Origin of the sequence: Pollutimonas sp. M17, assembly GCF_025836975.1 — a bacterium.
In the GTDB taxonomy this organism is placed as follows: domain Bacteria; phylum Pseudomonadota; class Gammaproteobacteria; order Burkholderiales; family Burkholderiaceae_B.
In genome coordinates, this window is sequence record NZ_CP107548.1 from 1552847 (window position 1) to 1577191 (window position 24345).

General features: G+C 62.7%; 24 protein-coding genes and 1 tRNA gene. 4 read left to right on the forward strand and 21 right to left on the reverse strand.

The window, feature by feature from the left end; translation table 11 throughout:
* Positions 1 to 597 precede the first annotated feature (597 nt).
* The 5 genes from OEG81_RS07490 to OEG81_RS07510 all read right to left on the reverse strand — a co-directional run bounded on the left by OEG81_RS07490 (position 598) and on the right by OEG81_RS07510 (position 7673).
* Positions 598 to 1599: a Bug family tripartite tricarboxylate transporter substrate binding protein gene (locus OEG81_RS07490; RefSeq protein WP_264132090.1), complete on the reverse strand. Its 1002-nt coding sequence runs from the start codon at positions 1597 to 1599 to the stop codon at positions 598 to 600.
* Between the two features lie 48 nt (positions 1600 to 1647).
* The gene (locus OEG81_RS07495; protein ID WP_264132091.1) at positions 1648 to 3756 is read right to left on the reverse strand and encodes an acetate--CoA ligase family protein; all 2109 of its coding nucleotides are present in this window, start codon (positions 3754 to 3756) and stop codon (positions 1648 to 1650) included.
* 41 nt (positions 3757 to 3797) lie between these two features.
* Positions 3798 to 5141 (reverse strand): MmgE/PrpD family protein, encoded by a 1344-nt coding sequence (locus OEG81_RS07500; RefSeq protein WP_264132092.1) that lies wholly within the window; start codon positions 5139 to 5141, stop codon positions 3798 to 3800.
* 100 nt (positions 5142 to 5241) lie between these two features.
* Positions 5242 to 6135 carry a LysR family transcriptional regulator gene (locus tag OEG81_RS07505; RefSeq protein WP_264132093.1) on the reverse strand — a complete coding sequence of 298 codons (894 nt, stop codon included), beginning with the start codon at positions 6133 to 6135 and terminating at the stop codon, positions 5242 to 5244.
* 77 nt (positions 6136 to 6212) lie between these two features.
* The gene (locus tag OEG81_RS07510) at positions 6213 to 7673 is read right to left on the reverse strand and encodes a PLP-dependent aminotransferase family protein (protein ID WP_264132094.1); all 1461 of its coding nucleotides are present in this window, start codon (positions 7671 to 7673) and stop codon (positions 6213 to 6215) included.
* Positions 7674 to 7938: 265 nt separating this feature from the next.
* Between OEG81_RS07510 and OEG81_RS07515 the strand changes: the two genes are divergently transcribed.
* Positions 7939 to 8259, forward strand: coding sequence for a DUF1127 domain-containing protein (locus tag OEG81_RS07515; protein WP_264132095.1), 321 nt, complete (start codon positions 7939 to 7941; stop codon positions 8257 to 8259).
* Between the two features lie 55 nt (positions 8260 to 8314).
* Here OEG81_RS07515 and OEG81_RS07520 read toward each other — a convergent pair.
* Positions 8315 to 8390: transfer RNA gene (locus OEG81_RS07520), tRNA-Ala, on the reverse strand.
* A gap of 182 nt (positions 8391 to 8572) precedes the next feature.
* Here OEG81_RS07520 and argG point away from each other — a divergent pair.
* The gene (argG, locus tag OEG81_RS07525) at positions 8573 to 9910 is read left to right on the forward strand and encodes an argininosuccinate synthase (RefSeq protein WP_264132096.1); all 1338 of its coding nucleotides are present in this window, start codon (positions 8573 to 8575) and stop codon (positions 9908 to 9910) included.
* A 64-nt stretch (positions 9911 to 9974) separates the two neighbouring features.
* Positions 9975 to 10733 (forward strand): IclR family transcriptional regulator, encoded by a 759-nt coding sequence (locus OEG81_RS07530; RefSeq protein WP_264132097.1) that lies wholly within the window; start codon positions 9975 to 9977, stop codon positions 10731 to 10733.
* Between the two features lie 44 nt (positions 10734 to 10777).
* On the opposite strand, the gene OEG81_RS07535 is transcribed toward OEG81_RS07530, so the two are convergent.
* From OEG81_RS07535 to argF, 5 genes are all read right to left on the reverse strand, one after another.
* Entirely contained in the window at positions 10778 to 11944 is a 1167-nt protein-coding gene (locus tag OEG81_RS07535; protein ID WP_264132098.1) for an acyl-CoA dehydrogenase family protein, read from the reverse strand.
* The gene (locus OEG81_RS07540) at positions 11941 to 13176 is read right to left on the reverse strand and encodes a CaiB/BaiF CoA transferase family protein (RefSeq protein WP_264132099.1); all 1236 of its coding nucleotides are present in this window, start codon (positions 13174 to 13176) and stop codon (positions 11941 to 11943) included. The genes OEG81_RS07535 and OEG81_RS07540 overlap by 4 nt, the downstream gene beginning before the upstream one ends.
* Positions 13173 to 14072: a Bug family tripartite tricarboxylate transporter substrate binding protein gene (locus OEG81_RS07545; protein ID WP_264132520.1), complete on the reverse strand. Its 900-nt coding sequence runs from the start codon at positions 14070 to 14072 to the stop codon at positions 13173 to 13175. Before OEG81_RS07545 ends, OEG81_RS07540 begins: the two co-directional genes overlap by 4 nt.
* Before the next feature lie 163 nt (positions 14073 to 14235).
* Complete coding sequence (locus OEG81_RS07550) at positions 14236 to 14616, reverse strand: cupin domain-containing protein (RefSeq protein ID WP_264132100.1); 381 nt, start codon at positions 14614 to 14616, stop codon at positions 14236 to 14238.
* 199 nt (positions 14617 to 14815) lie between these two features.
* Positions 14816 to 15760 (reverse strand): ornithine carbamoyltransferase, encoded by a 945-nt coding sequence (gene argF, locus OEG81_RS07555; RefSeq protein ID WP_264132101.1) that lies wholly within the window; start codon positions 15758 to 15760, stop codon positions 14816 to 14818.
* A gap of 202 nt (positions 15761 to 15962) precedes the next feature.
* On the opposite strand from argF, the gene OEG81_RS07560 reads away from it, so the two are divergent.
* A complete protein-coding gene (locus OEG81_RS07560; RefSeq protein ID WP_264132102.1) occupies positions 15963 to 16271 on the forward strand; it encodes a DUF3579 domain-containing protein in 309 nt (102 codons plus the stop codon).
* Positions 16272 to 16353: 82 nt separating this feature from the next.
* On the opposite strand, the gene OEG81_RS07565 is transcribed toward OEG81_RS07560, so the two are convergent.
* The 10 genes from OEG81_RS07565 to OEG81_RS07610 all read right to left on the reverse strand — a co-directional run bounded on the left by OEG81_RS07565 (position 16354) and on the right by OEG81_RS07610 (position 24079).
* Positions 16354 to 17313, reverse strand: a complete 960-nt coding sequence (locus OEG81_RS07565; protein ID WP_264132103.1) for a 2-hydroxyacid dehydrogenase — start codon at positions 17311 to 17313, stop codon at positions 16354 to 16356.
* Positions 17314 to 17458: 145 nt separating this feature from the next.
* Positions 17459 to 17722, reverse strand: coding sequence for a 30S ribosomal protein S20 (gene rpsT / locus OEG81_RS07570; protein WP_264132104.1), 264 nt, complete (start codon positions 17720 to 17722; stop codon positions 17459 to 17461).
* Positions 17723 to 17778: 56 nt separating this feature from the next.
* Positions 17779 to 19335, reverse strand: a complete 1557-nt coding sequence (gene murJ / locus OEG81_RS07575) for a murein biosynthesis integral membrane protein MurJ (RefSeq protein WP_264132106.1) — start codon at positions 19333 to 19335, stop codon at positions 17779 to 17781.
* Between the two features lie 12 nt (positions 19336 to 19347).
* Positions 19348 to 20106 (reverse strand): 3-hydroxyacyl-CoA dehydrogenase, encoded by a 759-nt coding sequence (locus tag OEG81_RS07580; protein ID WP_264132107.1) that lies wholly within the window; start codon positions 20104 to 20106, stop codon positions 19348 to 19350.
* Positions 20107 to 20212: 106 nt separating this feature from the next.
* Entirely contained in the window at positions 20213 to 20869 is a 657-nt protein-coding gene (gene adk, locus OEG81_RS07585) for an adenylate kinase (protein ID WP_264132108.1), read from the reverse strand.
* A 104-nt stretch (positions 20870 to 20973) separates the two neighbouring features.
* Positions 20974 to 21738 (reverse strand): 3-deoxy-manno-octulosonate cytidylyltransferase, encoded by a 765-nt coding sequence (gene kdsB / locus OEG81_RS07590; protein ID WP_264132109.1) that lies wholly within the window; start codon positions 21736 to 21738, stop codon positions 20974 to 20976.
* The gene (locus OEG81_RS07595) at positions 21735 to 21947 is read right to left on the reverse strand and encodes a Trm112 family protein (RefSeq protein WP_264132110.1); all 213 of its coding nucleotides are present in this window, start codon (positions 21945 to 21947) and stop codon (positions 21735 to 21737) included. The genes kdsB and OEG81_RS07595 overlap by 4 nt, the downstream gene beginning before the upstream one ends.
* A gap of 37 nt (positions 21948 to 21984) precedes the next feature.
* A complete protein-coding gene (gene lpxK, locus OEG81_RS07600; RefSeq protein ID WP_264132111.1) occupies positions 21985 to 23067 on the reverse strand; it encodes a tetraacyldisaccharide 4'-kinase in 1083 nt (360 codons plus the stop codon).
* Positions 23064 to 23474, reverse strand: coding sequence for an ExbD/TolR family protein (locus tag OEG81_RS07605; RefSeq protein ID WP_264132112.1), 411 nt, complete (start codon positions 23472 to 23474; stop codon positions 23064 to 23066). The genes lpxK and OEG81_RS07605 overlap by 4 nt, the downstream gene beginning before the upstream one ends.
* Complete coding sequence (locus OEG81_RS07610) at positions 23471 to 24079, reverse strand: MotA/TolQ/ExbB proton channel family protein (RefSeq protein ID WP_264132114.1); 609 nt, start codon at positions 24077 to 24079, stop codon at positions 23471 to 23473. The genes OEG81_RS07605 and OEG81_RS07610 overlap by 4 nt, the downstream gene beginning before the upstream one ends.
* Between the last annotated feature and the right edge of the window lie 266 nt (positions 24080 to 24345).

The following is a 24345-nucleotide window of genomic DNA, read 5'->3' on the forward strand; positions in this document are numbered from 1 at the left end:
GTCCCCTTGCAGCCGCTTTGCGCCGGGGGTCGGGTGCGAACTCGCCAGCCATCAGCCGCCTGTGGGCTGATGGCTGGCTCAAACATACGCACCCTCTTACGCCCCCGGCGCAAAACGGCTGCGGCGGCTTGCTCAAACCTCGCCCAGCCCCGGCCCACCGGCTGCGCCTTGGCAGCATAGTTAATGATGAACTCCGTCAGAGCTATAGACACTGTTGGAGATGAATCATTTGCTGAGATCGGAAGGTTCCGGTCCGCGCGGTAGGCGCGCGAGGCCGGGACGGCGCAAGAGTCATTCCAGCAGCACAGAGCGCCACACAAAAAGGCCAAGCACCTAAACCGCCCCGGCGGCGCCTCTAACGTAAAACACTGCAGCGGGACGGGTGGCGGGGGCCTGCCGCGGCGACTTTCGGGGCCGAGCAAGCCGTCGGCGAACGCAGCCCGAAGGGGCGTAGGAAGCCAGGCGTAGCGGCGTTCGGCGCGCAGGGCGCCGAACCGGGCACGAGGAGCAAGGCCGGCTCCCGCCACCCGTCCCGCGTCAGAGAATACCTTGCACAGAGCTTGTCCCGTAGCCCACAGCACCTGAACCGAAAATGCCTTAGTCCAGCGAGATGTTCATCGACTTGACCAGCTTGCCCCATTTCTCTGTTTCTTTGTCTGTAAAGGCTTTGAACTCCGCCGGGGTTCCGCCTATCGGTTCCGCGCCTTCGTTCATCAGCTTGGCTTTCACGCCCGGTTCATGGATCAGGCTATCGATATCGCGGCTGATTTTATTGACGATGGCGTCGGGCGTGCCTTTGGGGGCAAAGAAGCCGAACCATGCGCCCAGCGCGAAGTCGGGATAGCCCGCTTCCTTCATGGACGGGATGTCGGGCAGGGCGGGCGAGCGGCTGGCGGTCGAAACGGCCAGCGGCAGCAGGGCGCCGGACTTGATGTGGCCCTTGACGGACGGCAGCGTGGCAAACATGAATTGCACCCGGCCCGCGATGACGTCGGTCAATGCGCCCGCGCCCTTGTAGGGCACATGCGTAATGGGCAGGCCGGTGCTGCGGGACAGAAGTTCGCAGGACAGGTGCGCGGCGGTGCCTACCCCCGTCGATGCGCAGTTATATTTTTCGGGCTCTTTCTTGATGGCGGCGATCAGCTCTTGCACCGACTTGATATTGAGCGAGGGCGATACGACCAGGACATTGGGCACGTCGGCCACGAGCGTCAGGGGGATCAGGTCGGTTTGCGGGTTGTGGCCCAGCTTGCTGTACAGCGACGGGTTGATCGCTATCGGCCCGATGGAATTGATCAGTATGGTGTAGCCGTCCGGCTTGGAGTTGATGGCGTCGCGGGTTCCGATGTTGCCGCCCGCGCCGGGGCGGTTTTCCACGACGACGCTTTGGCCCCATTTCTTGGTCAGGCCGTGGCTGATCTCGCGGGCCAGGATGTCGGTGGTGCCGCCGGCTGTAAAAGCCACGATGACCTTGACGGGCTGGGTGGGCCAGTCGTCGGCCGCAGCGGCACTCTGGCCGACGCAGGCGGCCAGTGAGAACAGGCCGATGGCCAGTGCCGACCGTATCGGTTTTGCGGGATTGAAAGCGAAGGACTTCATTTGGGTCTCCTTGTGTTGTTTATGATCTTCAAGTGTTGATGCCTGGCGTCAGTCTTTCAATCGAATGACGCCGTCGACGGCGATGACTCGTTCGGCTTGCACGAACAGGGGGTTGATTTCCGCTTCGGTGACCGGTTGCCCGGGCACGCAGGCAAGTCGCGAGATATTGACGATGGCCTGGGCCAGCCCATCGACGTCCCCTTTGGGCAGTCCGCGGTATCCGTTTATGAGCTTGCAGTGCTGGACTTCCTTGATCATGGCGTGCGCCTCGCTCAAGCCGACGGGGGCAAGGCGGATGGCATAGTCCGGCATCAGTTCGGCCGCGATGCCACCCGTGCTCAGCAGTACGGTGGGACCGACCAGAGGATCATGCCGATAACCCAGCATGAGTTCGATCAAATGGCCTTCCATCTTCTGCACCAGAACACCGTCGATCTTCGCCTGCGGCCTGTGGCCTTGAACGGATTGCAGAAGCTCGGGCACGGCTTTTTTCAGTTCGGCATCGGTCTTGATGTTGACCTTGACGCCGCCCACATCGGTCTTGTGCAGAATGTCGCGCGACACGACTTTGAGCACCAGCGGATAGGAAATGGCATGCTGCAGGTGCGCTGGCTGCAACAGCTGGCTTGCCGCGCTTTGTATACCCAAGGCGGCAAAGGCGCGTATCGATTCCACTTCCGTGAAGTTGCCCGACCCGGGGCAATCGGCGGGCAGGTCGGCACTGCCGCTGGGCAGGTCGGTCTGTTCGATGACGGGCTTGAAGAAAGCGGCGAGCGCATCGGCACAGGCCTCCGGCGTGCGGAATGCCGCAATGCCATGCTGCTGCAGCAGCTTCAATGACTCGTTCGCCTCCGGCGCCAGGAATACCGCCAGCGGCTTGGCATCCGGCTTGGCCGATTCAATCAAGGGCTTGACCGCCAACTGCGGATGAAACTGGGCCGAGGAGCCGACCACGCTAAGCACGGCATCGCACCAGTCCGAAAGCAACAGTTGTTCGAGCAGGTCTTTGTATTGTTCGCTGGTGGCCGCCAGGGTCAGGTCGATGACCGGAGTCTGCCGGATGTTCAATCCTCGGGCGGCCATGTGCCGCAGGAATTCCAGCGGGGGCGTGGCCGCTTCGATATTTCTAAGCCCAAGGCTATCGACGACGGAAGCGGCGCCGCCGCCTGTGGTCGTAATGACAGCGACCCGGGCGGCTTGCATGGAGCGGCTTCCAGGGCGCGCCGCCGCATAGCGGCTGGCCAGGGGCGCCGCTTCGAACAGGGTTTCAAGCATCTCGATGCGCATGACGCCCATGGCATCGAAGTAGGCATCGACAGCGGCGTTGTTTCCGGCAATGGCGCCGGTATGCGATTGGGCCAGGGCATCGCCTTGTTCGGATCGCCCCAGCTTGTAGGCGATGACCGGCTTGCCCGCCTGGCGCGCCCGCCGCAGCGCGGCGGTCAGCGTGCCTGTGTCACGCAGCGTTTCAAGGAAAAGCAGGATGACATGGGTTTGCGGGTCGTCGACCAGCGCGTCCACGACTTCGCCCACGGAAATATCGCTTTCATTGCCGACCGATACGGACTTGGCGAAGCCGAATCCGCGCGCGGCCGCCCGCGACAGCAGCGAACCCATCATGGACCCGCTTTGCGATACCAGGCTGATGCTGCCCTGGATCAGTGACTCCATTTCGAATACCGCATTCACGGACAGGACGCCGCCGGTATGCGCGTTGGCCGTGCCGATGCTGTTCGGGCCCAGAATACGGATGCCCAGCTTCTTGGCCTCGGCGACCAGTTGCTCCTGGCGGGCCTGGCCTTCGGCGCCAGCCTCGGCAAAGCCGTCGGAGTATATCGTGGCGACCCGAATCCCTTTCTCGGCGCATTCCTTCAACGCCCCGATCACGTGCTTGCCGGGAATCATGATGAAGGCATGGTCGATCGCGTGCGGAACCTGGGCCACGGAGGGATAAGCCTTTACTCCCAGGATTTCCGTGGCGGCCGGATTGATGGGGTAGATGGATCCTGTGTATCCATGCTGCCGCATGAAGCGCAAGGGCCTGGATGTGTTCTTTTTTTGATCGCTGGATGCGCCTATAAGCGCAATCGATCGCGGGGTCAGCAGGGCATCCGCAAACGTGGCGGTGCTGGCAGGGGGCTTGGCTAGCGTTGACATGGATCTAAGCTTGGTAGAAGGTTGACGGCGCGTGGGTGTGCTTACGAATTCAGGGCCAGATCCTGGACGGCCAAGGCATCCAGATTCCAGACTTGCCGTTGAAGCTGCTCGGCGCGTACGCCGCCAATGACTGGAATAGTCAGTTCATTGAATTTATCGATCAGTTCGGCATCGCTCAGTGGCGCTTCGGGGTCGCCTTTTCTATACGGTGAAAAATGTTCCAGGGAGTTGCCGTTGTCCAGGAGCAGGGCAAGCCGGGCCGCCCGCTGTCCCGGAAAACGGGCGGTAAGCGCCGCGTCGGACGTCAAGGCAAGCTTTTTCATGAGCTGGCGTATGGATTTGTCGCCCAGCCGTTCGGCATCAAAGGCATTGAGCCGGACCGAGCCATGGCGCAGGGCGTGCGAGACCACATACGGCAGGCTGAACTTGCACTCGAAAACGGTCTTGGGATGAAAGTTTCCTGTCACGTCCAGCGCGGTCTGATAGCTTGCAACCCGGATCTCCTTGATTTGCTCGGGGCGGATGGCATGCTTGTTTCGCAGTTCGATGGCGGCATCGATGGCCGCGAAGGTGTGTCCGCAGCAGGCGTGATTCTTCTGGGTGATGCGGGTAATGTTGTAGTCCTTGCCCAGACCCTCGACCGCGATGCGCCAGTCGGGCTTGTCGGCCAGGGCGGCGCCAAAGCCCACCTCGCCTTCAAGAATGTCGGGGACCCCGGTAACGCCGCTGGCCGCCGCCATGCCGGATCGAACGCCCACCGCCGCGGCGTGGCCGGCATGCAGCGCCTTGGTCATGGCGTCGGAGCGGAAGGCTTGCTGCAAGCCCGAAGCGAAGGTCGTCGCCGTGGCGATGGCGTGCCGCATGACGGCGGCGTCGCCCGGTGCGTGGATGGCGGCCACGGCCGCCGCGGCGCCCATGCAGCCCACCGTTCCGGTGGTGTGGAAGTATTTGTAATGGGCCGGCTGTATGGCGGCGCCGATGCGCGTGGATATCTCGTAGCCCACGACAATGGCGTGCAGCAGCGCCTTGCCCGATGCGCCTGTGGATTCCGCCGCGGCCAGCGCGGCTGAAATGACCGGGCATCCAGGATGATAGACCGCGTCCCGATAGATATCGTCGAATTCGACGGCGTGGGAAACGCTGCCGTTTATCCAGGCGGCGGTGGCGGGCAGGGTGGTGGTCTGGTAGCCAGGCAGGCTTGCGCGGCCCAGGCCCAGTTCCTCTTTGTGGGCGCGAACCAGCTCGATGCCGGGCGACACGCGGGTCCCGGGATACAGGGCGGCCAGCCAATCCAGGAATGCTCGTTTTGCATGATGGAGAACTTGGTCGGGCAGTTCGCCCACCGTGTCTTTTGCGCCATAACCGGCTAGGGTCTCTAATAGCATCGTGCCACCTGCGCCTTGCGAAAGGAAACAATGGCCTTACTGTATTGGAGTTGCTCGCGGCGTTGTTTGAAAAAACGAGAAAGCTTCTTTCTTGAATTGGCTACGTTGGTTTTTGCAGCATGCACTGGACCAGGGCGGTGGCGGCGGGATTCCTGCTTGTCTTGTCGTTGGTACACAGAAAGAACTGGCGCTGCGCCCAATCGTCCTTCAGGCGCAGCAGCTTCAGGTTCATTTGCTGCAGGTAGTTCTGCGCGATCCGTTCCGGAACGACCCCTATCCCCAGGCCTTCCCGTATCATCTGGCAGCGCGTCTCGAAGTTGGAGACCTGCAGCTTGACGTTCGGCGGCCTGGACAGCGCCGAACCCACATGCATCAGGAACTGGTCCAGCGAATGCCTGGGAAAATAACCCAGCAAATCGTACTCCAGGGCTTCTTCCAGGTAGAGTTCAGCGCGCGCCGCAAGTGCATGGTTGCTGGGCACGACCAGCCCCACGCGATCGGTCCGGTACAAATGGGATATGACGCCGGTCGCCGGCTGCTCCGCATGATAGACGCCGATGTCGGCCAGATGTTCGGCCACGCAGCGGGGCGTGTCGTAGCTATGGCTTTCCACCAGATCGATGCTGGTGTTCTTGTGCTGCTTCAGAAAGCGGGCAATGTCGTTGGGCAGGAATTGCAGTATGGACGAGGGGTTGGACATCAGCCGTATCTTGGCGCTTCCGTGGCTGTCGTAGTCGTTGACGGCTTCTTCCGTCAGCTTGATGTTGCGCACGATGGACTTGGCGTTCTGGTACAGCACGGTACCCACTGGCGTCGGTTCCACGCCCCGGCCATGGCGCTGCAGCAATGTCTTGCCCAGGTAGCTTTCCAGCTCGGCGATACGCCGGCTGATGGCCGACGTAACCAGGTTCTCGCGCAGGCTGGCTTTTGAAAGGCTTTTTTCTTCGACGGCGGCGATGAAGGCTTCCAGCGCGGCGATATCTAGTTTTTTCATGGGTGGATCAAGATCCTGTCTCTATTCTTGTAGTGATCGCGCAATCATACCGGCCGCGAGCGTAGCGGGTGGATCGGCTAGGCGTATCTTATCGCGGGCTTGGCGCTTGTCTTGTCAAAGCCTTCCATGGCAAGCAGTTCTCGCAAGGCGGAACCCATGCACTGGATGGCCCACTCGATGCGCGGGGTCAGCGCTATGGCATGGCTTAGACGCATGCAATTCCGATACTTTCCCGCCGCCGAGAAAATGTTTCCATGCGCGATGACGATGCCGTGTTCTTTCAGCATGGGATCTAGCTTGTGCGTATCGATGGTTTCGGGCAGCTCTATCCACAAGGTGAATCCGCCCTGTGGCTGGCTGATCCGGGTTTCCTCGGGGAAGTGGCGCCGGACCCAGTCCGTCATGATGTCGCGATGGCGCTGGTATTGCCGACGCATCCTGCGCAGATGCGGCGCATAGTGTCCTTTGCGCAGGAATTCGGCGATGGCGATCTGCGGCAGCGGCGCCGTTGGACCCGAACTGGTGTATTTCATGCGCAGCACTTTGTCGAAGTAGCGGCCGGGTGCGATCCAGCCCACCCGCAGGCCGGGCGCCAAGGTCTTGGAAAACGAGCTGCACAACAGTACCCGGCCATCCTCGTCCAGAGCCTTGAGCGTGCGCGGCCGCGGCCATCCGTATGACAGGTCGCCGTAGATGTCGTCTTCTATGATGGGCACGTCGAACCGCTGCGCGAGCCGGATCAGGCCCAGCTTGCGGCTTTCGGGCATGGTGTAGCCTAGTGGATTGTTGGCGTTGGGGATGACCTGGATGGCCTTGACCGGCCAGCGTTCAAGTGCGAGTTCCAGCGCCTCGAGACTGATGCCCAGAATGGGATCCGAGGGGATTTCCACCACCTGTACCCCGGCTTCCTTGAGTATCTGCATCATGCCGTGGTAGCTGGGCGAAGCGATGGCCATGATTTCACCCGGCGCGCACAAGGCCCTGATTGCGCAGGACAGGGCTTCCTGGCATCCCGTGGTTACGATCAGTTCGTCGGGAGTGAACCGGCAGCCCGCGTCCACTGCCAAGCGGCATAGCTGTTCGCGCAAGGCGGGGACGCCCTGCATGTCGTTGTAGTGAAGACTGGCAATACCGGCATGGCGGCCTTCCCGGGCCAACGCCGCCAGCAGCGGCTTCAGGCTGGGGCTTTCCACATCGGGCATGCCCCGGCCCAATTGTATGGTTTGCCCGTCGCGCTCCAGTTCCAGCAGATCCTGGACCTGCCCCCACTCCGAAATATCCATGGGCCGCAAGGATGGCTTGCCCATCTTGGGAAGTTCGGGAAGGCGCCGGCTTTGCGGCACATACCAGCCCGACCGCGGGCGAGCCTCGACCAGGCTCGAGGTTTCCAGCCATCGATAGGCTTGCTGCACCGTGGTCAGGCTGACACCGTGTTCCAGGCTGAGCGTTCGCACGGAGGGCAGACGGGTGCCGGCTGCGTACAGGCCTTGCTCTATCCGGCTGCCGAGGATTTCAGCCAGTTCCAGGTAGCGGCTCATGTTCAGCTGTCCTTGCCGCGCGTGGCGGCTTCATGATTTTGACCACTGTACTGACTAATCTGTATGGATAAAAGATACAGATTACGGGAAATCACGGGATATTAAGCCCAATTCACCATACTGTATTTAAAAAAACATGAATTTCTGAATATTCAATACAGAAGGGATACCTGCCAAGATATCTCTGCGAGCCCATGGGGGCCCTCATTGCCCAACGGCCCACCATGCTGCTGGCTTCGCCGTACCCGGCTCAAGCATGGCCAGCATGAGGCCGGTCATCATGAACAGTCCTTTTTATGTGGTCACGGCCATGGCCTTGGAAATACTTATCCTGGAGAACAAGATGGGGCGTATGCTGCGCCGGATGGCGCAATGCTTGGCCTATTTGCATAGGTGCCGCTGGGAACGCCGCCAGTGCCTGCATGTGCTGGAATTGGAGGATTATCTGCTGGATGATATTGGACTGACGCGCTATCAGGTCGCCTGCAGGCTGCGGGAGGTACAGGGGCTTTTGCACGGCTTCCAGGACCTGAGCGGCGCCCGTGATGGACGGCGGCCTGATTGGTTCCATGGCGGCTTCTGGTAGCGTCGCGCAAGGCTAAAAAAAAATCCCAACCGGAACCCGGTCGGGATATTTCTGATGGTGGAGAAGAGGAGGATCGAACTCCCGACCTCTGCATTGCGAACGCAGCGCTCTCCCAGCTGAGCTACTCCCCCAACACGAATTATTTTAACAAAACCGAAGGCCGAAGTGGGAAGCGGCGTGCATTTTTTATATGCAAGCCGTTCAAATAGGGAATTGCCAAGACGTTGCGCCCGGGGCAAAAGCCGGGCTGCGGTTGGCGTCAGGGATATAATGCCGGGTTAGTCGAATTCATTTCCAAGGCCTTAGACCACCCATGACAACCATTCTAGAAAACGTCCCAACCGGCCATAAGGTCGGTATCGCTTTTTCCGGCGGGCTGGATACCAGCGCCGCCTTGCTCTGGATGCGCAACAAGGGCGCGATTCCCTACGCCTACACGGCGAATCTGGGCCAGCCCGATGAATCCGACTACGATGTGATCCCGCGCCGCGCCAAGGAATACGGCGCCAAGGAAGCGCGCCTCATCGATTGCCGCCAGCAGCTGGTCGCGGAGGGGATTGCCGCCTTGCAATGCGGCGCCTTCCATATCTCGACCGCGGGCGTCACCTACTTCAATACCACGCCCATAGGGCGAGCCGTGACGGGCACCATGCTGGTCGCCGCCATGAAGGAAGACGACGTCAATATCTGGGGCGACGGCAGCACTTTCAAGGGCAACGATATCGAGCGCTTCTATCGCTATGGCCTGTTGACCAATCCCGAGCTGAAAATCTACAAGCCCTGGCTGGATCAGGTCTTCATCGACGAGTTGGGCGGGCGCTCCGAGATGTCCGAATACATGCGCCAGGCCGGTTTCGACTACAAGATGTCGGCCGAGAAAGCCTATTCCACCGACTCCAACATGCTGGGCGCCACCCACGAGGCCAAGGATCTGGAGCACCTGAATTCCGGCATCAAGATCGTCCAGCCCATCATGGGCGTGGCTTTCTGGCGCGACGATGTCCAGGTCAAGAGCGAAGAGGTCACGGTCCGCTTCGAGGAAGGCCGGCCCGTGGCGCTGAACGGCGTGGAATTCAGCGATAGCGTCGAGCTGCTGCTGGAAGCCAACCGCATCGGCGGCCGCCACGGCCTGGGCATGAGCGACCAGATCGAGAACCGCATCATCGAAGCCAAAAGCCGCGGCATCTACGAGGCGCCGGGACTGGCCTTGCTGCATATCGCCTACGAGCGCCTGGTGACCGGCATCCACAACGAAGACACCATCGAGCAATACCGCATGAACGGCCTGAAGCTGGGCCGCCTGCTGTACCAGGGGCGCTGGTTCGACCCGCAATCCATCATGCTGCGCGAAACGGCCCAGCGCTGGGTCGCGCGCGCGATCACCGGCGAAGTCGCCATCGAGCTGCGCCGCGGCAACGATTATTCCATCCTGGACACCCGCTCGGCCAATCTGACCTACAAGCCCGAGCGCCTGACCATGGAAAAGGGCGAATCCACCTTCTCGCCGCGCGACCGCATCGGACAGCTCACCATGCGCAACCTGGACATCGTCGATACGCGTGAAAAGCTGTTCACTTATGTCCAGACCGGCCTGCTGGCGCCCGCCGGTGGCTCGGCCCTGCCGCAATTGAAAGACAAGAGCGACAAGTAAGGACGGCGGGGCGGCCTATAGGCCGCCCGCTTGACTTTGCGCAATGGTCGACCGCTAAGAAATCATGGCCTCCAGAAATCCGGACTCCAACGTCAAGACGGCACTGCGAGTCATCGAAATCATCGAGATCTTCGCGCGCGAGGCCAAGCCGCTGGCCCTGTCCGAGATCGCGCGCCATCTGGACGCGCCGGTCTCCAGCTGCCTGGCTTTGCTGCGCACCTTGACGAGCCTGGGTTATCTCTATGAGGCGGGGCGCAGGCAGGGCTATTACCCCACCGGACGCCTTCTGGCCATGGCCCAGCGCATTTCGCGGGCCGATCCGATACTGGAGCGGGTGCTGCCCAGCCTTGAAGAATTGCGGGACACCACCTCGGAAACGGTGGTGCTGGGCAAGCTGGACCTGAACAACCGCGTGGTGTACCTGGAGGTCCTGGCTTCGCCGCATCCCATCAGTTATGTGGGGGTGGCCGGCTCCCAGCGCGACGTCCATGCCAATTCGCTGGGCAGGGCCTTGCTGTCGACCATGGATGCCGAGGAAAGGCTCAAGCTGCTGTCCGGTGGCCCCTTGCAGAAATATAACGAGCGCACACTGGTCACGCCCGACGCGGTCGAGGCCGACATCCAGGCTTCCCTGGACCGAGGATGGTTTGCCAACCTTGGGGAAACCATGGAGGACGTCGGCGCTATCGCCTGGCCGGTAAGGGTGTCGGGCAACGCCTATGCCATCTCCATCGCCGGCCCCTTGTATCGCATCGAAGTCGACATCGAGGACAAGGCCAAGAAACTGCGCGCGGCCTGCCGCTTCATAGAACAAAGCCTATAAGGCGGCTAGCCTTCATCCGGAGTCGGCCCCGGGGCCAGGCCCGGTCAGTAGGATTTGGGCAGGCCCAGCACCTTTTCCGCGATGAAGCACATGATCAGCTGCGGACTGACGGGCGCGATGCGGGGAATGAAGCTTTCGCGCAGATAGCGTTCCACATGGTATTCCTTGGCATAGCCCATGCCGCCCAGCGTCAGCACGGCGGTCTGGCAGGCATTGAAAGCGGCTTCCCCGGCCAGGTATTTGGCGGTATTGGCGAACTCGCCGCAGGGCATGTCGCTGTCGTAGAGATAGGCGGCTTTCTTGACCATGAGATCGGCCGCTTCCAGCTGCATCCATGCCTGCGCCAGCGGATGCTGTATGCCCTGGTTCTGGCCGATGGCGCGGCCGAAGACAATACGCTCTTTGGCGTATTCGGCGGCGTGGGCCAGCGCGCAGCGGCCCAGCCCGACGGCCTCGGATGCGATCAGTATGCGTTCCGGATTCAAGCCGTGCAGGATGTATTCGAAGCCCTTGCCTTCCTCGCCGATGCGGTCTTCGACGGGAATGCGCAGGCCGTCGATGAACAGCATATTGGAATCGACCGACTTCCTGCCCATTTTTTCGATTTCCCGCACTTCCACTTTTGCGCGGTCCAGGTCGGTGTAGAACAGCGACAGGCCCTGGGTCGGCTTCTTCACCTCGGACAAGGGCGTGGTGCGTGCCAGAAGCAGCATCTTGTCGGCCACCTGGGCGGTCGATATCCATATTTTTCGGCCATGCACGATATAGCTGTCGCCCTCGCGCAGCGCGCGGGTGGAAAGCTTGGTCGTATCCAGGCCGGCATCGGGCTCGGTGACCGCGAAGCAGGCTTTCTGTTCGCCTTTGATCAGGGGCGGCAGTGCGCGCGCCCGCTGTTCGGGCGTGCCGAAAACCACCACGGGATTCAGTCCGAAGATGTTCATGTGGACAGCCGAAGCGCCCGAGAAGCCCGCGCCGGAGCGGGAAATGGCCTGCATCATCAGCGCGGCTTCCGACATGCCCAGGCCCGATCCGCCGTATTCCTCCGGCATGGCGATGCCCAGCCATCCCGCCTGCGCCAGATCGCGATGGAAATCATGGGGGTATTGCCCGTCGCGGTCGCGCTCCAGCCAGTAGTCGTCGGTGTAATGGCTGCACAGGCTTTCGACGCCTTCGAGCAGCGCCTTGTGTTCATCCGATAATACGAAGCTCATGGTGTTTCCTCGTCCTGCTGTTTTGTCTGTATGCCGGTCTGCTTGAGGACGCTGTCGACGAGCTCCTGGCGCAGGCCTGCCTCGTGCAGGATTTCCTGAGTGTGTTCTCCCAGGCGCGGCGCATGGCGCCGTATACTCAAGGGGGTCTTGGAATAGCTCCCTACGGGCGCCGGGGTGCGCATGGCGCCTTCCGAGGGGTGCTGCAGTGGCTGCAGCATATCCACCTGCCGCAAATGCGGGTCGTCGATGAGATCGTCCACGCTGTAGAGCGGCGCCGCCGGTATGTCGGCCTTGCCCAAGGCCTGCAGCCAGTATTCGCTAGTGTTGTCCGCAAGAATGCCGGCCACCAGGCTATATGCTTCGTCGATGTGCCGGGCTCTTGCCGTGTGGGTGATGAAGCGCGGGTCGGCCTGCAAATCCGGCCGGCCTATCAGCTGGAAGAAGCGCGACCAATGCTTGTCGTTGTAGATCAGGACGCTGATGTAGCCATTGGCGGTGGCATAGGGCCGGCGATGATGGACGAGCAGGCGGGCGTAGCCGGTGGGCCCCGCCGGCGGCTCAAAGGTCTGGCCGCCCAGGTGGTCGCCCAGCACCAGTTGGGCCATGGCCTCGAACATGGGTATTTCGATAGCCTGGCCCTGGCCCGAAGCGCGCGCGCGCAGGACGCCCGCGAGCATGGCGATGGCCACGTGCATGCCGACGGCGCGGTCGGCGAGCGTCAGCGGCGCGTAGCGCGGGACATCTCCGGAGTTCAATTGATAGAGCGCGGGGATGCCGGTCATTCCCTGGATCAGGTCGTCGTAGGCGGGCTTGCCCGCATAGGGCCCGCGATTGCCGAAGCCATAAGCCCCCACGTAGACAATGCGGGGGTTGGCTTGGGCTACGGCGTCATAGTCCAGGCCAAGGCGGGCCATGGCCTGGGGGCGGGTGTTGTAGAGCAGGACGTCGGCGGTCCTGGCCAGCTCCAGACAGGCCTCCCGGCCGTCGGCCGTTTTCAGGTCTAGGGCGGCCGAACGCTTGTTGCGGTTCAAGTGCAGGTAGATGGCGCCCATGCCGGGATTGCGCATGGGCCCGACCGCGCGCATGTTGTCGCCCGAGGGTGATTCCACCTTGATGACGTCGGCGCCCAGATCGCCGAGAATCTGCGTGGCGTAGGGCCCCATCACCACCGAGCTCAGGTCGAGTATCCGGATGCCATCCAGGGGGCCGGTACATGCGCGCTTCTCCGTCATTGCTGGGCGATTCCCGCTGCCTTGATCCATTTTCCCCAAAGGGCGTATTGGTCTTTGACGAAGGCGGCGAATTCCTCGGGCGTGCCGCTGAAGGCATCGAAGCCCAATTGTGCGAGACGAGCCTTGGTTGCAGGGGTGCTGACGATCTTGTTGATGGCGGTATTCAATATTTTGACCACGTCGGGCGGCATGCCCGCGGGTCCGAAATAGCCGTTCCAGGAGTTGATGTCGAAGTCGGGCATGCCGGCTTCTTCCATGGACGGCAGGTCGGGCACCAGTTCGCTGCGCTTGGCCGTGGATACGGCCATGGCGTGCAGGCGGCCCGACTTCACGAAAGGCATGCCGGACGTGAAATCGGTGAACATGAAATCGACCTGCCCGCCGACCAGGTCGGTCAGGGCTTGCGGCGTGCCTTTGTAGGGCACGTGAAGCAGTTTCAGGCCGGCCTGTACGCCGAAGGTGGCGCCCGCGACGATGCCGGTGCTGTTGCCGGAAGCATAGGTGACCGTGTCGGGATTGCTCTTGGCGTATTTCATGAGCTCTTGCACGGTCTTATAGGGCCGGCTGGGATTGGTGACCAGCAGGAAGGGCAGGTTGCCGCCGCGCGCGATGGGCGTGAAGTCCTTGATCGGATCGTAGCTGACGTTTTTCATCAGCCACGGAGCGGCCGAGTGGGACGTGTTGGTGGTGACGAAAAGCGTGTAGCCGTCCGGCTTGGCCTTGGCGACATAGTTGGCCGCGATGGTGGCATTGGCCCCGGGCTTGTTTTCGACGATGACGGGCTGGCCCAGCAGTGTGCTCAGTTCCTCGGCGAAGATCCGCCCCACGGCGTCGGTGCCCGACCCGGCCGGGAACGGCACGATCAGGCTGATGGGTTTTTCGGGGTAGGCCGCCATGGCCGTTGTGCTGAAAGCGGCCAGGCCCAGCAGTGCGCCGGCAATCAGCTTTTTGTGCGGGGCTGTGCCGGCCAGGGTGGAAAAACGCCCCTGTCTGTTGATTGTCTTCATGCTTGTCTCCTTTGGTCCGGTATCGATCCGGCCATGTTGTATTGAAGGTTGGTCAGCGTATGACCCGTGATGGGTCTTCTTCGTAAGGCGGTGAATAGATGACCAGCAGCCGGGCGGGCTCATCGCTGGTGACGGTGAATACATGCCGCTTGTCGGGCGGGAAGTAGCAGCAGTCGCCGGCCTGCATTTCGCCGCGTTCGCCCTCCACCTCGACGACGGCCGAACCCGACAGCAGATAGCAGATCTGTTCGATGCCCGGATGGGCATGGGGGAGGGCGCCCTGGTTCTTTTCTATGGTGCCGAGCAGCACTTCCACGTGCCGGGCGCCCACCGTATCCCGGCTGATCAGCCGCCGGTTGACGGTGCCGCTATGGTTGGCTGGGGAATAGCCCGCGACATCCGATTCACTGATGATCCAAGAAGGTTTTTGCATTCGATAAATTTCCTGTGTGTGCAAATAATTTTACATACATAAATAAATGGCGCAAGGCGGGACTTGCCCTAATACCGGCCGAAGGCCGGGGCGGGAGCAGGACAGCAAGGAGGCAAGCGGCTTTATGCAAGCCGGGATGAAAAAAGCCGTTTCCTGCTTCAGGCAGGAAACGGCTTCTGGATTGCTCGGCGGCGGCTGGCTAGGCGGACAGCTGTCCCAGCAGCAGGAACTCCATCAATGCCTTTTGCACATGCAGGCGGTTTTCCGCTTCGTCCCAGACGACGCTTTGCGGGCCGTCGATGACGTCGCCGGTGACTTCCTCGCCGCGATGGGCGGGCAGGCAATGCATGAAGAGGGCGTCGGGGTCGGCGGCCGCCATCATTTCGGCATCGACGCGCCAATCGGCGAACGCCTTGCGCCGCTCTTCGTTTTCAGCTTCGTAGCCCATGCTGGTCCAGACGTCGGTGGTGACCAGATGCGCGCCCTGGCAGGCCTGCATGGGATCGGAGAACTCGCGCAAAATGCCGGCGGCCGGCTGGCCTATGCGCTCGGGATCCAGCTGATACCCGGCGGGCCCGGATACATGCAGGCGGAAATCGAGCATTTCAGCCGCCTGGAGCCACGTATAGGCCATGTTGTTGGCATCCCCTATCCAGGCCACCGTTTTGCCCGCTATGGGGCCCTGGTGCTCTATAAAGGTGAAGATATCGGCCAGGATCTGGCAGGGATGGTATTCGTTGGTCAGTCCATTGATGACGGGCACGCGCGAGTGCGCGGCGAAGCGTTCGATGCGTGTCTGCTCGAAAGTGCGGATCATGACCAGATCCACCATGCGGGAGATCACGCGGGCGGTGTCTTCGATGGGTTCGGAGCGGCCCAGCTGCGAGTCGCCGGTGGTAAGATGTATGACCGAACCGCCAAGCTGGTACATCCCCGCCTCGAACGAAACGCGCGTGCGCGTGCTGGCCTTTTCAAAGACCATGGCCAGGTTCCGGTCGTGCAAGGTGTGGTGGGGCTCGTAGCGCTTGAATTTATTCTTGATGAGCCGGGCGCGATCCAGCACATACTGGATTTCGGTTTTGGATAAGTCGCGAAATTGCAGAAAATGCCGTAATGGGCCAGTTTGTGGTGTGGCGTCGGACATAGTAAGCCTTGTGTAAAAGAGCCATCTTACCTTGTCGGGTGGCCGTCGGCAAAGTAAGCGGCCGTCTGGAAACAGCCTGCCGGCGCGGAAACCCGGGCGCCGTGACGGGCGAGCGGGCCGCCGGGGAAGCTATCATATACAATTCGCGGCGCAGGGAATGCTTGGTATGCCTGAAAGGGCGACGATTTGTCCGCGGAAGTCTATGACCCATCTTGTACAGCAACTTGTTATTCACGGCCTTACGCTCGATGGCCAGCGATTCCGGCCCAGCGATTGGGCCGAGCGCCTGGCGGGCGTGATGTCGCAGTTCCGGCCGGCCGGCTCCACCGGCGGCCATCTCACCTATTCCCCTTATGTCGTCCCCGTCGTGCTCGATGGCGTGCGCTGCGTCGTGGTCGACCAGCGTCTGCGCCAGCTGGAGCCCCTGGCCTGGAAGTTCGTGTGCGATTTTGCCGCCGACAATAAATTGCGGACCAGCGAGCAGGAAACGCCAACCCTTCGCCGCCCCTGAAAAGGCGGTTTTTTTATGGGCCGGCAGCCAGGCCCTCAAGGAAGCCCTTAAGGCACTGCCTTGCCGGCCCGTTGGGCCGGGCTTACAGGGCCGGCACCGGGGTAATCAGCTTGCCTGTAGTGGCGTAGGCGTCTACGTTGTCCAGCACCAGATTCAACATGTCCAGCCGCGTTTCATTGGTGGCGCTGGCGATGTGGGGCAGGATCACCACATTGTCCAGCGTCTTCAGCGCGTCGGGCACGGTGGGTTCCGCCTCGTAGACGTCCAGGCCCGCTCCGCCCAGTTCGCCGCTGACCAGCGCCTCGACCATGGCCTGTTCGTCGATGACCGAGCCGCGCGAGATGTTGATGATGACCCCCTGGGGACCGAGCGCCCGCAGTATTTCCCGGTCGATCAGCTTCCGTGTCGAAGCGCCGCCCACTGTGGCAATGATCAGGAAGTCGGACCAGGCCGCCAGCTCCTTCAGGGATGGCTCGTAGCCCAGCTGGACGTCATCGCGCTGGCGCCGGTTGTGGTAGCGGACTTCCATGTCGAAGCCGGTGGCGCGCTGGGCAATGGCCATGCCTATGCGCCCCAGTCCGACGATGCCCAGCTTCTTGTGGCTGACTTTGCTGCCCAGCGGGAACGCGACGTCGCTGCCCCATAGGCTGGCCCGGACATAGCGCTCGGCCTGGCCGAGCTTGCGCGCGGTGGCCAGCAGCAGGCCGAAGGCGAGATCCGCCACGCAGTCATTCAGGACGTCGGGTGTGTTGCTGACCTGTATGCCTTTTTGCTGGGCATGCTTTACGTCGATGGCATCGTAGCCCACGCCCTGGCTGCAGATTGCCCGGAGCCTGGGCAACTGGTCGATCAGGTCGGCGCGGGTAGGCGTCATGGCGCTGGTGACCAGCACGACAATCTCGTCTTTTCTTGCATCGATGACGGCCTGCGCGTCGGGAGCCTTCCAAAGTTCGATGACGTCGAAGTGCTTGGCCAGGCGCTCCTGGGTGTGGGGAAATGGAAAGGGCAGAAGCTGCAGCAGGGCGGGTTTCTGTGAACTCATTGATGTCTCGGTCTCTTCCTGGTTATAGGGTGCGGGATGCAGACCGAACTATACCTCAGGACAAAAAAAACGGGACGCTGTTGCGTCCCGTTTTGCGCGGCGGCCTGTGCCTGCCGGTATTCTTTGCCTTAAACCATCGCAGTAATCAGGCTAGTGCTTTAACTGCTGCGGCAAGGCGGCTTTTATGGCGAGCAGCCTTGTTTTTGTGGATGATGTTCTTGTCGGCAACGCGATCGATGATGCTAGTGGTTTTCTGGAAAACTTCAGTAGCGGCTGCTTTGTCGCCGGCTTCGATGGCTTGGCGCACGCGTTTGATCGAGGTGCGAAGCATGGAGCGCAGGCTGGAATTGTGCTTGTTGCGCTCAACCGATTGACGGGCGCGCTTGCGGGCTTGGGCGGTATTGGCCATTTGGGTGTCTATCCGTGTATCTGTATGGTTTATTCGGCAAAGACAGCTATTCTATATTACTTGCCACGGCGTGTAAAGTCGGATGGCCGGAAACCGAACACGGCGAGCATGCCGAAATAGACCGCCATGCTGCCCAGCAAAACCCCGCCCAGCCACAGTATGCGCATGCCCGGCCGTGCGCCCAGGGCAACCCAGTCCAGCGCCTGCCCGGCCCATCCCAGCACAGCGGACATGGCCAGCAGCGCAGGCAGCATGCGCAGGGCGAATTTCAGCCATCCGGGCCTGGGCCGATAGAGCTTGCGGCGTTGTAACAAAACGACCAGGCACAGCGCGTTCACGCTGGCTCCGAGCCCGATGGACAGGGCGAGCCCCGCATGGGCGAAGTACGGCACCAGCACCAGATTGAAGCACTGGGTCAGGACGAGCACGAAGATGGCGATTCTTACCGGCGTGCGGATGTCCTGCTTGGCATAGAAGCCGGGCGCCAGGATCTTTATCGCCAGCAGGCCGATCAGGCCCACGGAATACGCCATCACGGCCAGGCGGGTCTGGGCGACATCCGGGCCGCCGAAGGCGCCGTAGTTGAAAAGCGTGGCGACCAGCCCGTCGGACAGCAGCGCCATCCCCAGCGCGGCGGGCAAGCCCAGCAGCAGGACCAGGCGCAAGCCCCAGTCCAGCAGGGCGCTGTAGCCCGAATGGTCCTGGCGCGCATGCGCGGCCGACAAACTGGGCAGCAGCACGGTGCCCAGCGCCACGCCCAGCAGCGCGGTGGGGAATTCCATCAGGCGGTCCGCGAACGACAGCCAGGTAACGCTGCCGGGGCGCAGCCAGGTGGCGATATTGGTATTGATCAGCAAAGACAGCTGCGCCACGGAAACGCCCACGATGGCGGGCAGCATCTGGCGCAGGATGCGCTTTACGGTGGGATCGTTCCAGGCCTGGCCGATGCGCGCCGAATAGCGCGGAAGCAGACCCAGCCTGGCCAGCGCAAACCACTGCACCAGCAGTTGCGCCAGGCCGCCCAGCATCACGCCGGCGGCCAGGGCGTAGATGGGGGTGTCGAAATAGGCCACCAGGAACAGGCTGGCGCCTATCATGGCCAGGTTCAGCAGCACCGGCGTGAACGCCGGTATGGCAAAACGGCTCCAGGTGTTCAGCACGCCCGAGGCGAAGGCGACCAGCGACATGCAGACGATGTAGGGAAACATCAGGCGCGTCATCCAGACGGCGGCTTCGAACTCGGTTTGCCGCTCGGCCGTCCGCATGCCGCTGGCCATGGCGGTGACCACCCATGGCGCGCCGGCGATGCCGGCCAGCGTGACCAGGGCCAGCGCGGCCGTGAGCAGCAGGGCGACCCGATCGAGCAGCACTCGCACTTCCTCGGCGCTGCGCGTGTTGCGCGCCTGCCCCAATATGGGTACGAAGGCCTGGGAGAAAGCGCCCTCGGCGAACAGCCGGCGCAACAGGTTGGGGATGCGAAAGGCGACCCAGAAGGCGTCGGTCAGCGCTCCGGCGCCGAAGGCGCCGGCGATCAGCACGTCGCGCGCCAGGCCCGTTATGCGGGAGAGCAGAGTAAAGCTGCTGACGGTGGCGGCCGACTTGAGCAGGCTCATGGCATCGGCCGGCTATCTCGGACCCATGCGGATGGCGCCGTCCAGACGTATGGTTTCGCCGTTGAGCATTTCGTTCGTGATGATGCTGTTCACCAGCTTGGCATAGTCTTCGGGCCGTCCCAGGCGCGCCGGGAAGGGAATGCTGGCGGCCAGCGAGTCCTGCACCTCCTGAGGCATGCCGAAGATCATGGGCGTGCCGAAAATGCCAGGGGCGATGGTCACGCAGCGTATGCCCGTCTTGGACAGGTCACGGGCAATGGGCAAGGTCATGCCGACCACGCCCGCCTTCGAGGCCGCATAGGCGGCCTGTCCGATCTGGCCGTCGTAGGCGGCGACCGAGGCGGTGTTGATCAGCACGCCGCGCTCGCCCGTGGGTTCGGGCGTATTCTCGCTCATGGCCGCCGCGGCGAGCCGCGACATATTGAAGGTGCCGACCAGATTGATCATGACCACTTTCTGGAACAGGTCCAGGGCGTGCGGGCCGTTCTTGCCGACTGTCCGCGAAGCGGGGGCGACACCGGCGCAATTGATCAGGCCGAACAGTGCGCCGGCCTTCAGGGCGGCGGCCACGGCGGCCTGGCCGTCGGCTTCCCGGGTGACGTCGCAATGCACATAGGTCTGTCCGAGTTCTTGCGCCAGCTGTTCGCCGGCCTCGTCCTGCACATCGGCCAGGACGACTTTCGCGCCCTCGGACACCAGCATGCGGGCGGTGCCCGCGCCCAGGCCGGACGCGCCACCGGTAACGATGAACACCTTGTTCTTGATTTCCATGTCTGTCTCTAAGTAGGGCCGGTGATCGATCTCTAGGGGAAGGAATCGGCCTGGGATGGCGGCAGGCTTCGAGAAGGGAACGCGAGGCCTGCCGTACAGCTCACTTTCAGGCCTCGAGCGCCTGGAATACGCGTTCTTTTATTTCGTCGACCGAGCCCAGCCCCGACAACTGGCGGTAGGCAGGCGCATCGGGGGCGCCGGATTCCGCCCAGCTGGAGTAGTAGTCCACCAGGGGGCGCGTCTGGTCGCGGTACACCGACAGGCGGTGTTTTACCGTTTCTTCGCGGTCGTCGTCGCGCTGCACCAGCGGTTCGCCGGTCACGTCGTCCTGGTCCGGCGTACGGGGAGGATTGAACTTGGTGTGATAGCTGCGCCCGCTGGCCGGATGCACCCTGCGTCCGCTCATGCGCTCGATGATGTTCTCTTCGGGCACGACGATTTCCACCACGAAGTCCAGCGGGATCCTTGCGTCTTTCAGGGCGTCCGCCTGCGGAATGGTGCGCGGGAAGCCATCGAAAAGGTAGCCGTCCTTGCAATCGGCCTGCTTCAGGCGATCCTGCACCAGGCCGATGATGATGTCGTCGGAGACCAGGCCGCCGCTGTCCATGATCTTCTTGGCCTCAAGGCCCAGCGGTGTCTGGGCCTTGACCGCGGCGCGCAACATGTCGCCGGTGGAAATCTGGGGGATGCCGAATTTTTCGGTGATGAATGCCGCCTGGGTTCCTTTACCGGCGCCGGGTGGGCCGAGCAGAATCAGTCGCATGAATTCCTCCTGGAGTTTTGTGTTTTTCTAACTTTTTCCGATTATGCCGCAATGCAGCAATTTCTGCACGCCATGGAGCCGGAATCAGCGAATTCGAAGTCGATTTATAACCTATTTATGACGATCTCGCGTACCCGGTCCAGGTCCTCCTGAGTGTCCACTCCCATGGCCGGATGGCCTTCGGTGACACGGACGGCAATTGAAAAACCATTCTCCAGGGCGCGCAGCTGCTCGAGCGATTCGAACGATTCGAGCGGACCGACGGGCAGATCCGGAAATCGAGCCAGAAATCCCGCGCGATAGGCATACAGGCCAATGTGATGCAAGGCGGGCAGGCCGGACGCCAGCTCGCGGGAGCCGTCGGCCAGGGCATCGCGGGCCCAGGGAACGGGGGCGCGCGAAAAATACAGCGCCCGTCCGTTCAGCGCGCAAACGACTTTGACCGCGCTGGGGTTGAACAACGTGTCCGCGTCACGGATGGGGGTGGCGCAGGTGGCGATGGCGGCGTCGGGCGCCTCGTCCAGCAAGCGGGCAACCTGGTTGATCTGTTCGGGGTCGATCAGCGGCTCGTCGCCCTGCACATTGACCACGATGGCTTCAGGCGCCAGCCCCAGCTGGCCGGCGACTTCGGCCAGCCGGTCGGTGCCGGTGGCGTGGTCGGCGCGGGTCAGCAGGGCTTCGAAGCCGTGCTCCAGCACGGTCTGTCTTATGAGCGCGTCGTCGGTGGCCACCACCACGCGGCTGGCCTGCGAACGGGCCGCCTGGGCGGCGGTGCGTATCACCATGGGCTGGCCGCCGATATCGAGCAAGGGCTTGCCGGGCAGGCGTGTCGAGGCCGCGCGCGCCGGAATGACGGCAATGAAGCTCATGCGTTCGCTTGGGTGCTGGCGGGAGGTGTGTTCCTGGCGGGCTCGGCGGGCAGTTCGCGCGCTTCACTTTCCAGCATGACGGGAATACCGTCGCGGATGGGGAAGGCCAGCTTGTCCGCCCGGCAGATCAGTTCCTGCTGTTCGCGGTCATGGCGCAAAGAACCTTTGCACAAGGGGCAGACCAGAATTTCAAGCAGGCGGGATTCCATGCACGGCTCCAGAAATCGAAATGAATAAAGACAGAGTTTAATCCCTGGGAGCCTGCTCGGCCACGGCCTTCTTGTGGCGGGCGATCATGCGCAGCATGTCATTGGCCAGGTCGATCCATTCCGGGTCGGAAAAAACGGGCGACACATGCACCGACCACAGCCTGTCGTCGTTGAAGCGCATGCACTTGACCGCGTCCTTGGCGGTCACGAGGATGGGGTGGGCAGGCAGCGCGGAGAATGGCGAAGTGCCGTAGGCGTGGTGGTCGGGCAGGGCGACCGCGTGGGCCAAGTCCAGGCCGCCGGCCCGCAGCATGGAAAAAAAGCGCTGGGGCTGGCCGATGGCGGCCACCGCGCTGACCCGTCCATCTCCGTATTCCCTCAGCCAGGACGCCCAGTCCAGCGCGAGGCCCGTGGCCAGGTGCACCGCCTTGGCGGGGACGAGGCTCATGGTCAGTTGACGGGCGGGGCTGTCGACGGCAGCGGGGCCGGATTGGCCGGCGGACAGGTTGGTAATCAGGAAGTCCACGTATTTCAGCCGGCTGGCCGGTTCGCGCAGCGGCCCGGCGGGCAGCACGCGCCCGTTGCCGATGCCTCGGCCGTCCTGCACCGCGATTTCGAGGTCGCGGCCCAGCGCCAGGTGCTGCAAACCGTCATCCGCGATGATGACGTCGACCTCGGGGTAGTCGCGCCGCAGCCGCTTCACGGCCAGGGCGCGGTTGGGATGCACGGCGACCGGCGCTTGCGTAAGCTGGGCGATCAGGGCGGGCTCGTCGCCATAGCGGGCCGGGTCCAGTGTGCCGCGGCCGGATCGGGCCCGTTCGCCGACGTCGGCTCCGTAGCCGCGGCTGATGATGCCCGGGTGCCAGCCGCGGTCCCGCAATGCCTGCGCCAGGGCGATGGTGACCGGCGTCTTGCCGGTGCCTCCGACATAGAGGTTGCCGACCACCGCCACGGGCAGCGGGCAGTGGTAGATCCGTTCCGGGTGTTTTTCATAGCGCAGGCGCTTGCGCGCGACGGCGGCTCGCACCACCCAGGACAACGGCAGCATCAGCGTGCTGAACAGGCCTTTTCTGCGCCAGGCGCCGTGCAGGACGCTCTCGAGGAGGGCGGGCGCTTTCAACGCGGGCTCTGTGTGGCGAAATTGACGCGCTCGAGTCCGGCCAGACGGGCCGCCTCCATGACGCGCACGACCGATTCATGCGTGGACTGGGCGTCGGCGTTGATGACCAGCACCGCGTCCTTGCGGCCGCCGGCCGCGGCGGCCAGCGCCTGCGCGATGTCCTCCGCGGTGCCGCCGGACAGCAGCTGGCCATTCAGCGCATAGATGCCTTCCTGGCTCACCGCCACGTTCAGGGCGTCCGCGTCCAGCGCGTCGGCCCGCGCTTCGGGCAGGGCAAGCTTCATCTGGTTGAAACGGGTGAACGAGGTCGTGGCGGCGAGAAAGATCAGGATGACCAGCAGCACGTCGATCAGCGGGATCAGGTTGATTTCCGGCTCGTCGCCGGCCTGCCGGCTGCGGAAATTCATTGCCCGGCTCCCCGGTCTATCATGCGATTGAGCGCGCCAGCCTCGCGTTCCATGCGGTGCAGGAAGTGATCCACCTTGGAGCGGAAGTAGCGGTGAAAGATCAGGGCGGGGATGGCGATGATGATGCCGAAGCCCGTGTTGTACAAGGCAATGGAAATGCCCCGGGCCAACAGGGCCGGATCGCCCCCCGCCGGTGTGTACGAGGCGAAGATCTCTATCATGCCGACCACGGTGCCGAACAGGCCCATCAGCGGCGCGACGACCGCAATGGTGGCCAGGGCGGGCAGATAGCGGTTCAGGCGGTGGGCCACGTCCTTGCCGACGTCCTCGATGGCCGCCATGCGGTAGGCGGCGGATTCGTCGCGGTTCATGAGGACTTCGGCCAGCACCCGGCCCAGGGGCGAATTGCCGGCCAGGCGGACGATGGCTTCGGGCTTATCGTTTTTTTGCCTCAGCAGCTCCAGCACCTGCCCGGGCAGGCGCGACGGGAAAACCAGTCCGGCGCGCAGCGACAGGAAGCGCTCTATGATCAGTGCCAGGCCGAGAACGGACGTGGCGATCAGCAGCCATATGGGCCACCCGGCGGCATGAATGAGTTCGAGCACTGTCTTCTCCACTCGCAGGAAGGTTGTTTAACCAAGTTCGCATTCTACAATTTCGAGGGACTTCGCCGACACTATAATCGTTCACCGGAAAATGCCGCCCGCGGGCTTTGAGCGCATGAGTGGAACCGGATCGCACGCAATGGCGGGCGGTTCGGTGTGGTGTTCCACCAAGAATGGCTGATGGTCGGCGCTGCGGCCGGCCGCGCCCCGCAAACGTAACCATACCTTCATAATTGTGCGGAAATCGGCATGGAGCATGGCTTTCG

Excerpts from the sequence above, each read along its gene's own strand:
- OEG81_RS07490 (WP_264132090.1), bottom strand. The coding sequence starts at position 1,599 with ATGAAGTCCTTCGCTTTCAATCCCGCAAAACCGATACGGTCGGCACTG.
- OEG81_RS07495 (WP_264132091.1), bottom strand. The coding sequence starts at position 3,756 with ATGTCAACGCTAGCCAAGCCCCCTGCCAGCACCGCCACGTTTGCGGAT.
- OEG81_RS07500 (WP_264132092.1), bottom strand. The coding sequence starts at position 5,141 with ATGCTATTAGAGACCCTAGCCGGTTATGGCGCAAAAGACACGGTGGGC.
- OEG81_RS07505 (WP_264132093.1), bottom strand. The coding sequence starts at position 6,135 with ATGAAAAAACTAGATATCGCCGCGCTGGAAGCCTTCATCGCCGCCGTC.
- OEG81_RS07510 (WP_264132094.1), bottom strand. The coding sequence starts at position 7,673 with ATGAGCCGCTACCTGGAACTGGCTGAAATCCTCGGCAGCCGGATAGAG.
- OEG81_RS07515 (WP_264132095.1), top strand. The coding sequence starts at position 7,939 with ATGAGGCCGGTCATCATGAACAGTCCTTTTTATGTGGTCACGGCCATG.
- argG (WP_264132096.1), top strand. The coding sequence starts at position 8,573 with ATGACAACCATTCTAGAAAACGTCCCAACCGGCCATAAGGTCGGTATC.
- OEG81_RS07530 (WP_264132097.1), top strand. The coding sequence starts at position 9,975 with ATGGCCTCCAGAAATCCGGACTCCAACGTCAAGACGGCACTGCGAGTC.
- OEG81_RS07535 (WP_264132098.1), bottom strand. The coding sequence starts at position 11,944 with ATGAGCTTCGTATTATCGGATGAACACAAGGCGCTGCTCGAAGGCGTC.
- OEG81_RS07540 (WP_264132099.1), bottom strand. The coding sequence starts at position 13,176 with ATGACGGAGAAGCGCGCATGTACCGGCCCCCTGGATGGCATCCGGATA.
- OEG81_RS07545 (WP_264132520.1), bottom strand. The coding sequence starts at position 14,072 with ATGGCGGCCTACCCCGAAAAACCCATCAGCCTGATCGTGCCGTTCCCG.
- OEG81_RS07550 (WP_264132100.1), bottom strand. The coding sequence starts at position 14,616 with ATGCAAAAACCTTCTTGGATCATCAGTGAATCGGATGTCGCGGGCTAT.
- argF (WP_264132101.1), bottom strand. The coding sequence starts at position 15,760 with ATGTCCGACGCCACACCACAAACTGGCCCATTACGGCATTTTCTGCAA.
- OEG81_RS07560 (WP_264132102.1), top strand. The coding sequence starts at position 15,963 with ATGACCCATCTTGTACAGCAACTTGTTATTCACGGCCTTACGCTCGAT.
- OEG81_RS07565 (WP_264132103.1), bottom strand. The coding sequence starts at position 17,313 with ATGAGTTCACAGAAACCCGCCCTGCTGCAGCTTCTGCCCTTTCCATTT.
- rpsT (WP_264132104.1), bottom strand. The coding sequence starts at position 17,722 with ATGGCCAATACCGCCCAAGCCCGCAAGCGCGCCCGTCAATCGGTTGAG.
- murJ (WP_264132106.1), bottom strand. The coding sequence starts at position 19,335 with ATGAGCCTGCTCAAGTCGGCCGCCACCGTCAGCAGCTTTACTCTGCTC.
- OEG81_RS07580 (WP_264132107.1), bottom strand. The coding sequence starts at position 20,106 with ATGGAAATCAAGAACAAGGTGTTCATCGTTACCGGTGGCGCGTCCGGC.
- adk (WP_264132108.1), bottom strand. The coding sequence starts at position 20,869 with ATGCGACTGATTCTGCTCGGCCCACCCGGCGCCGGTAAAGGAACCCAG.
- kdsB (WP_264132109.1), bottom strand. The coding sequence starts at position 21,738 with ATGAGCTTCATTGCCGTCATTCCGGCGCGCGCGGCCTCGACACGCCTG.
- OEG81_RS07595 (WP_264132110.1), bottom strand. The coding sequence starts at position 21,947 with ATGGAATCCCGCCTGCTTGAAATTCTGGTCTGCCCCTTGTGCAAAGGT.
- OEG81_RS07605 (WP_264132112.1), bottom strand. The coding sequence starts at position 23,474 with ATGAATTTCCGCAGCCGGCAGGCCGGCGACGAGCCGGAAATCAACCTG.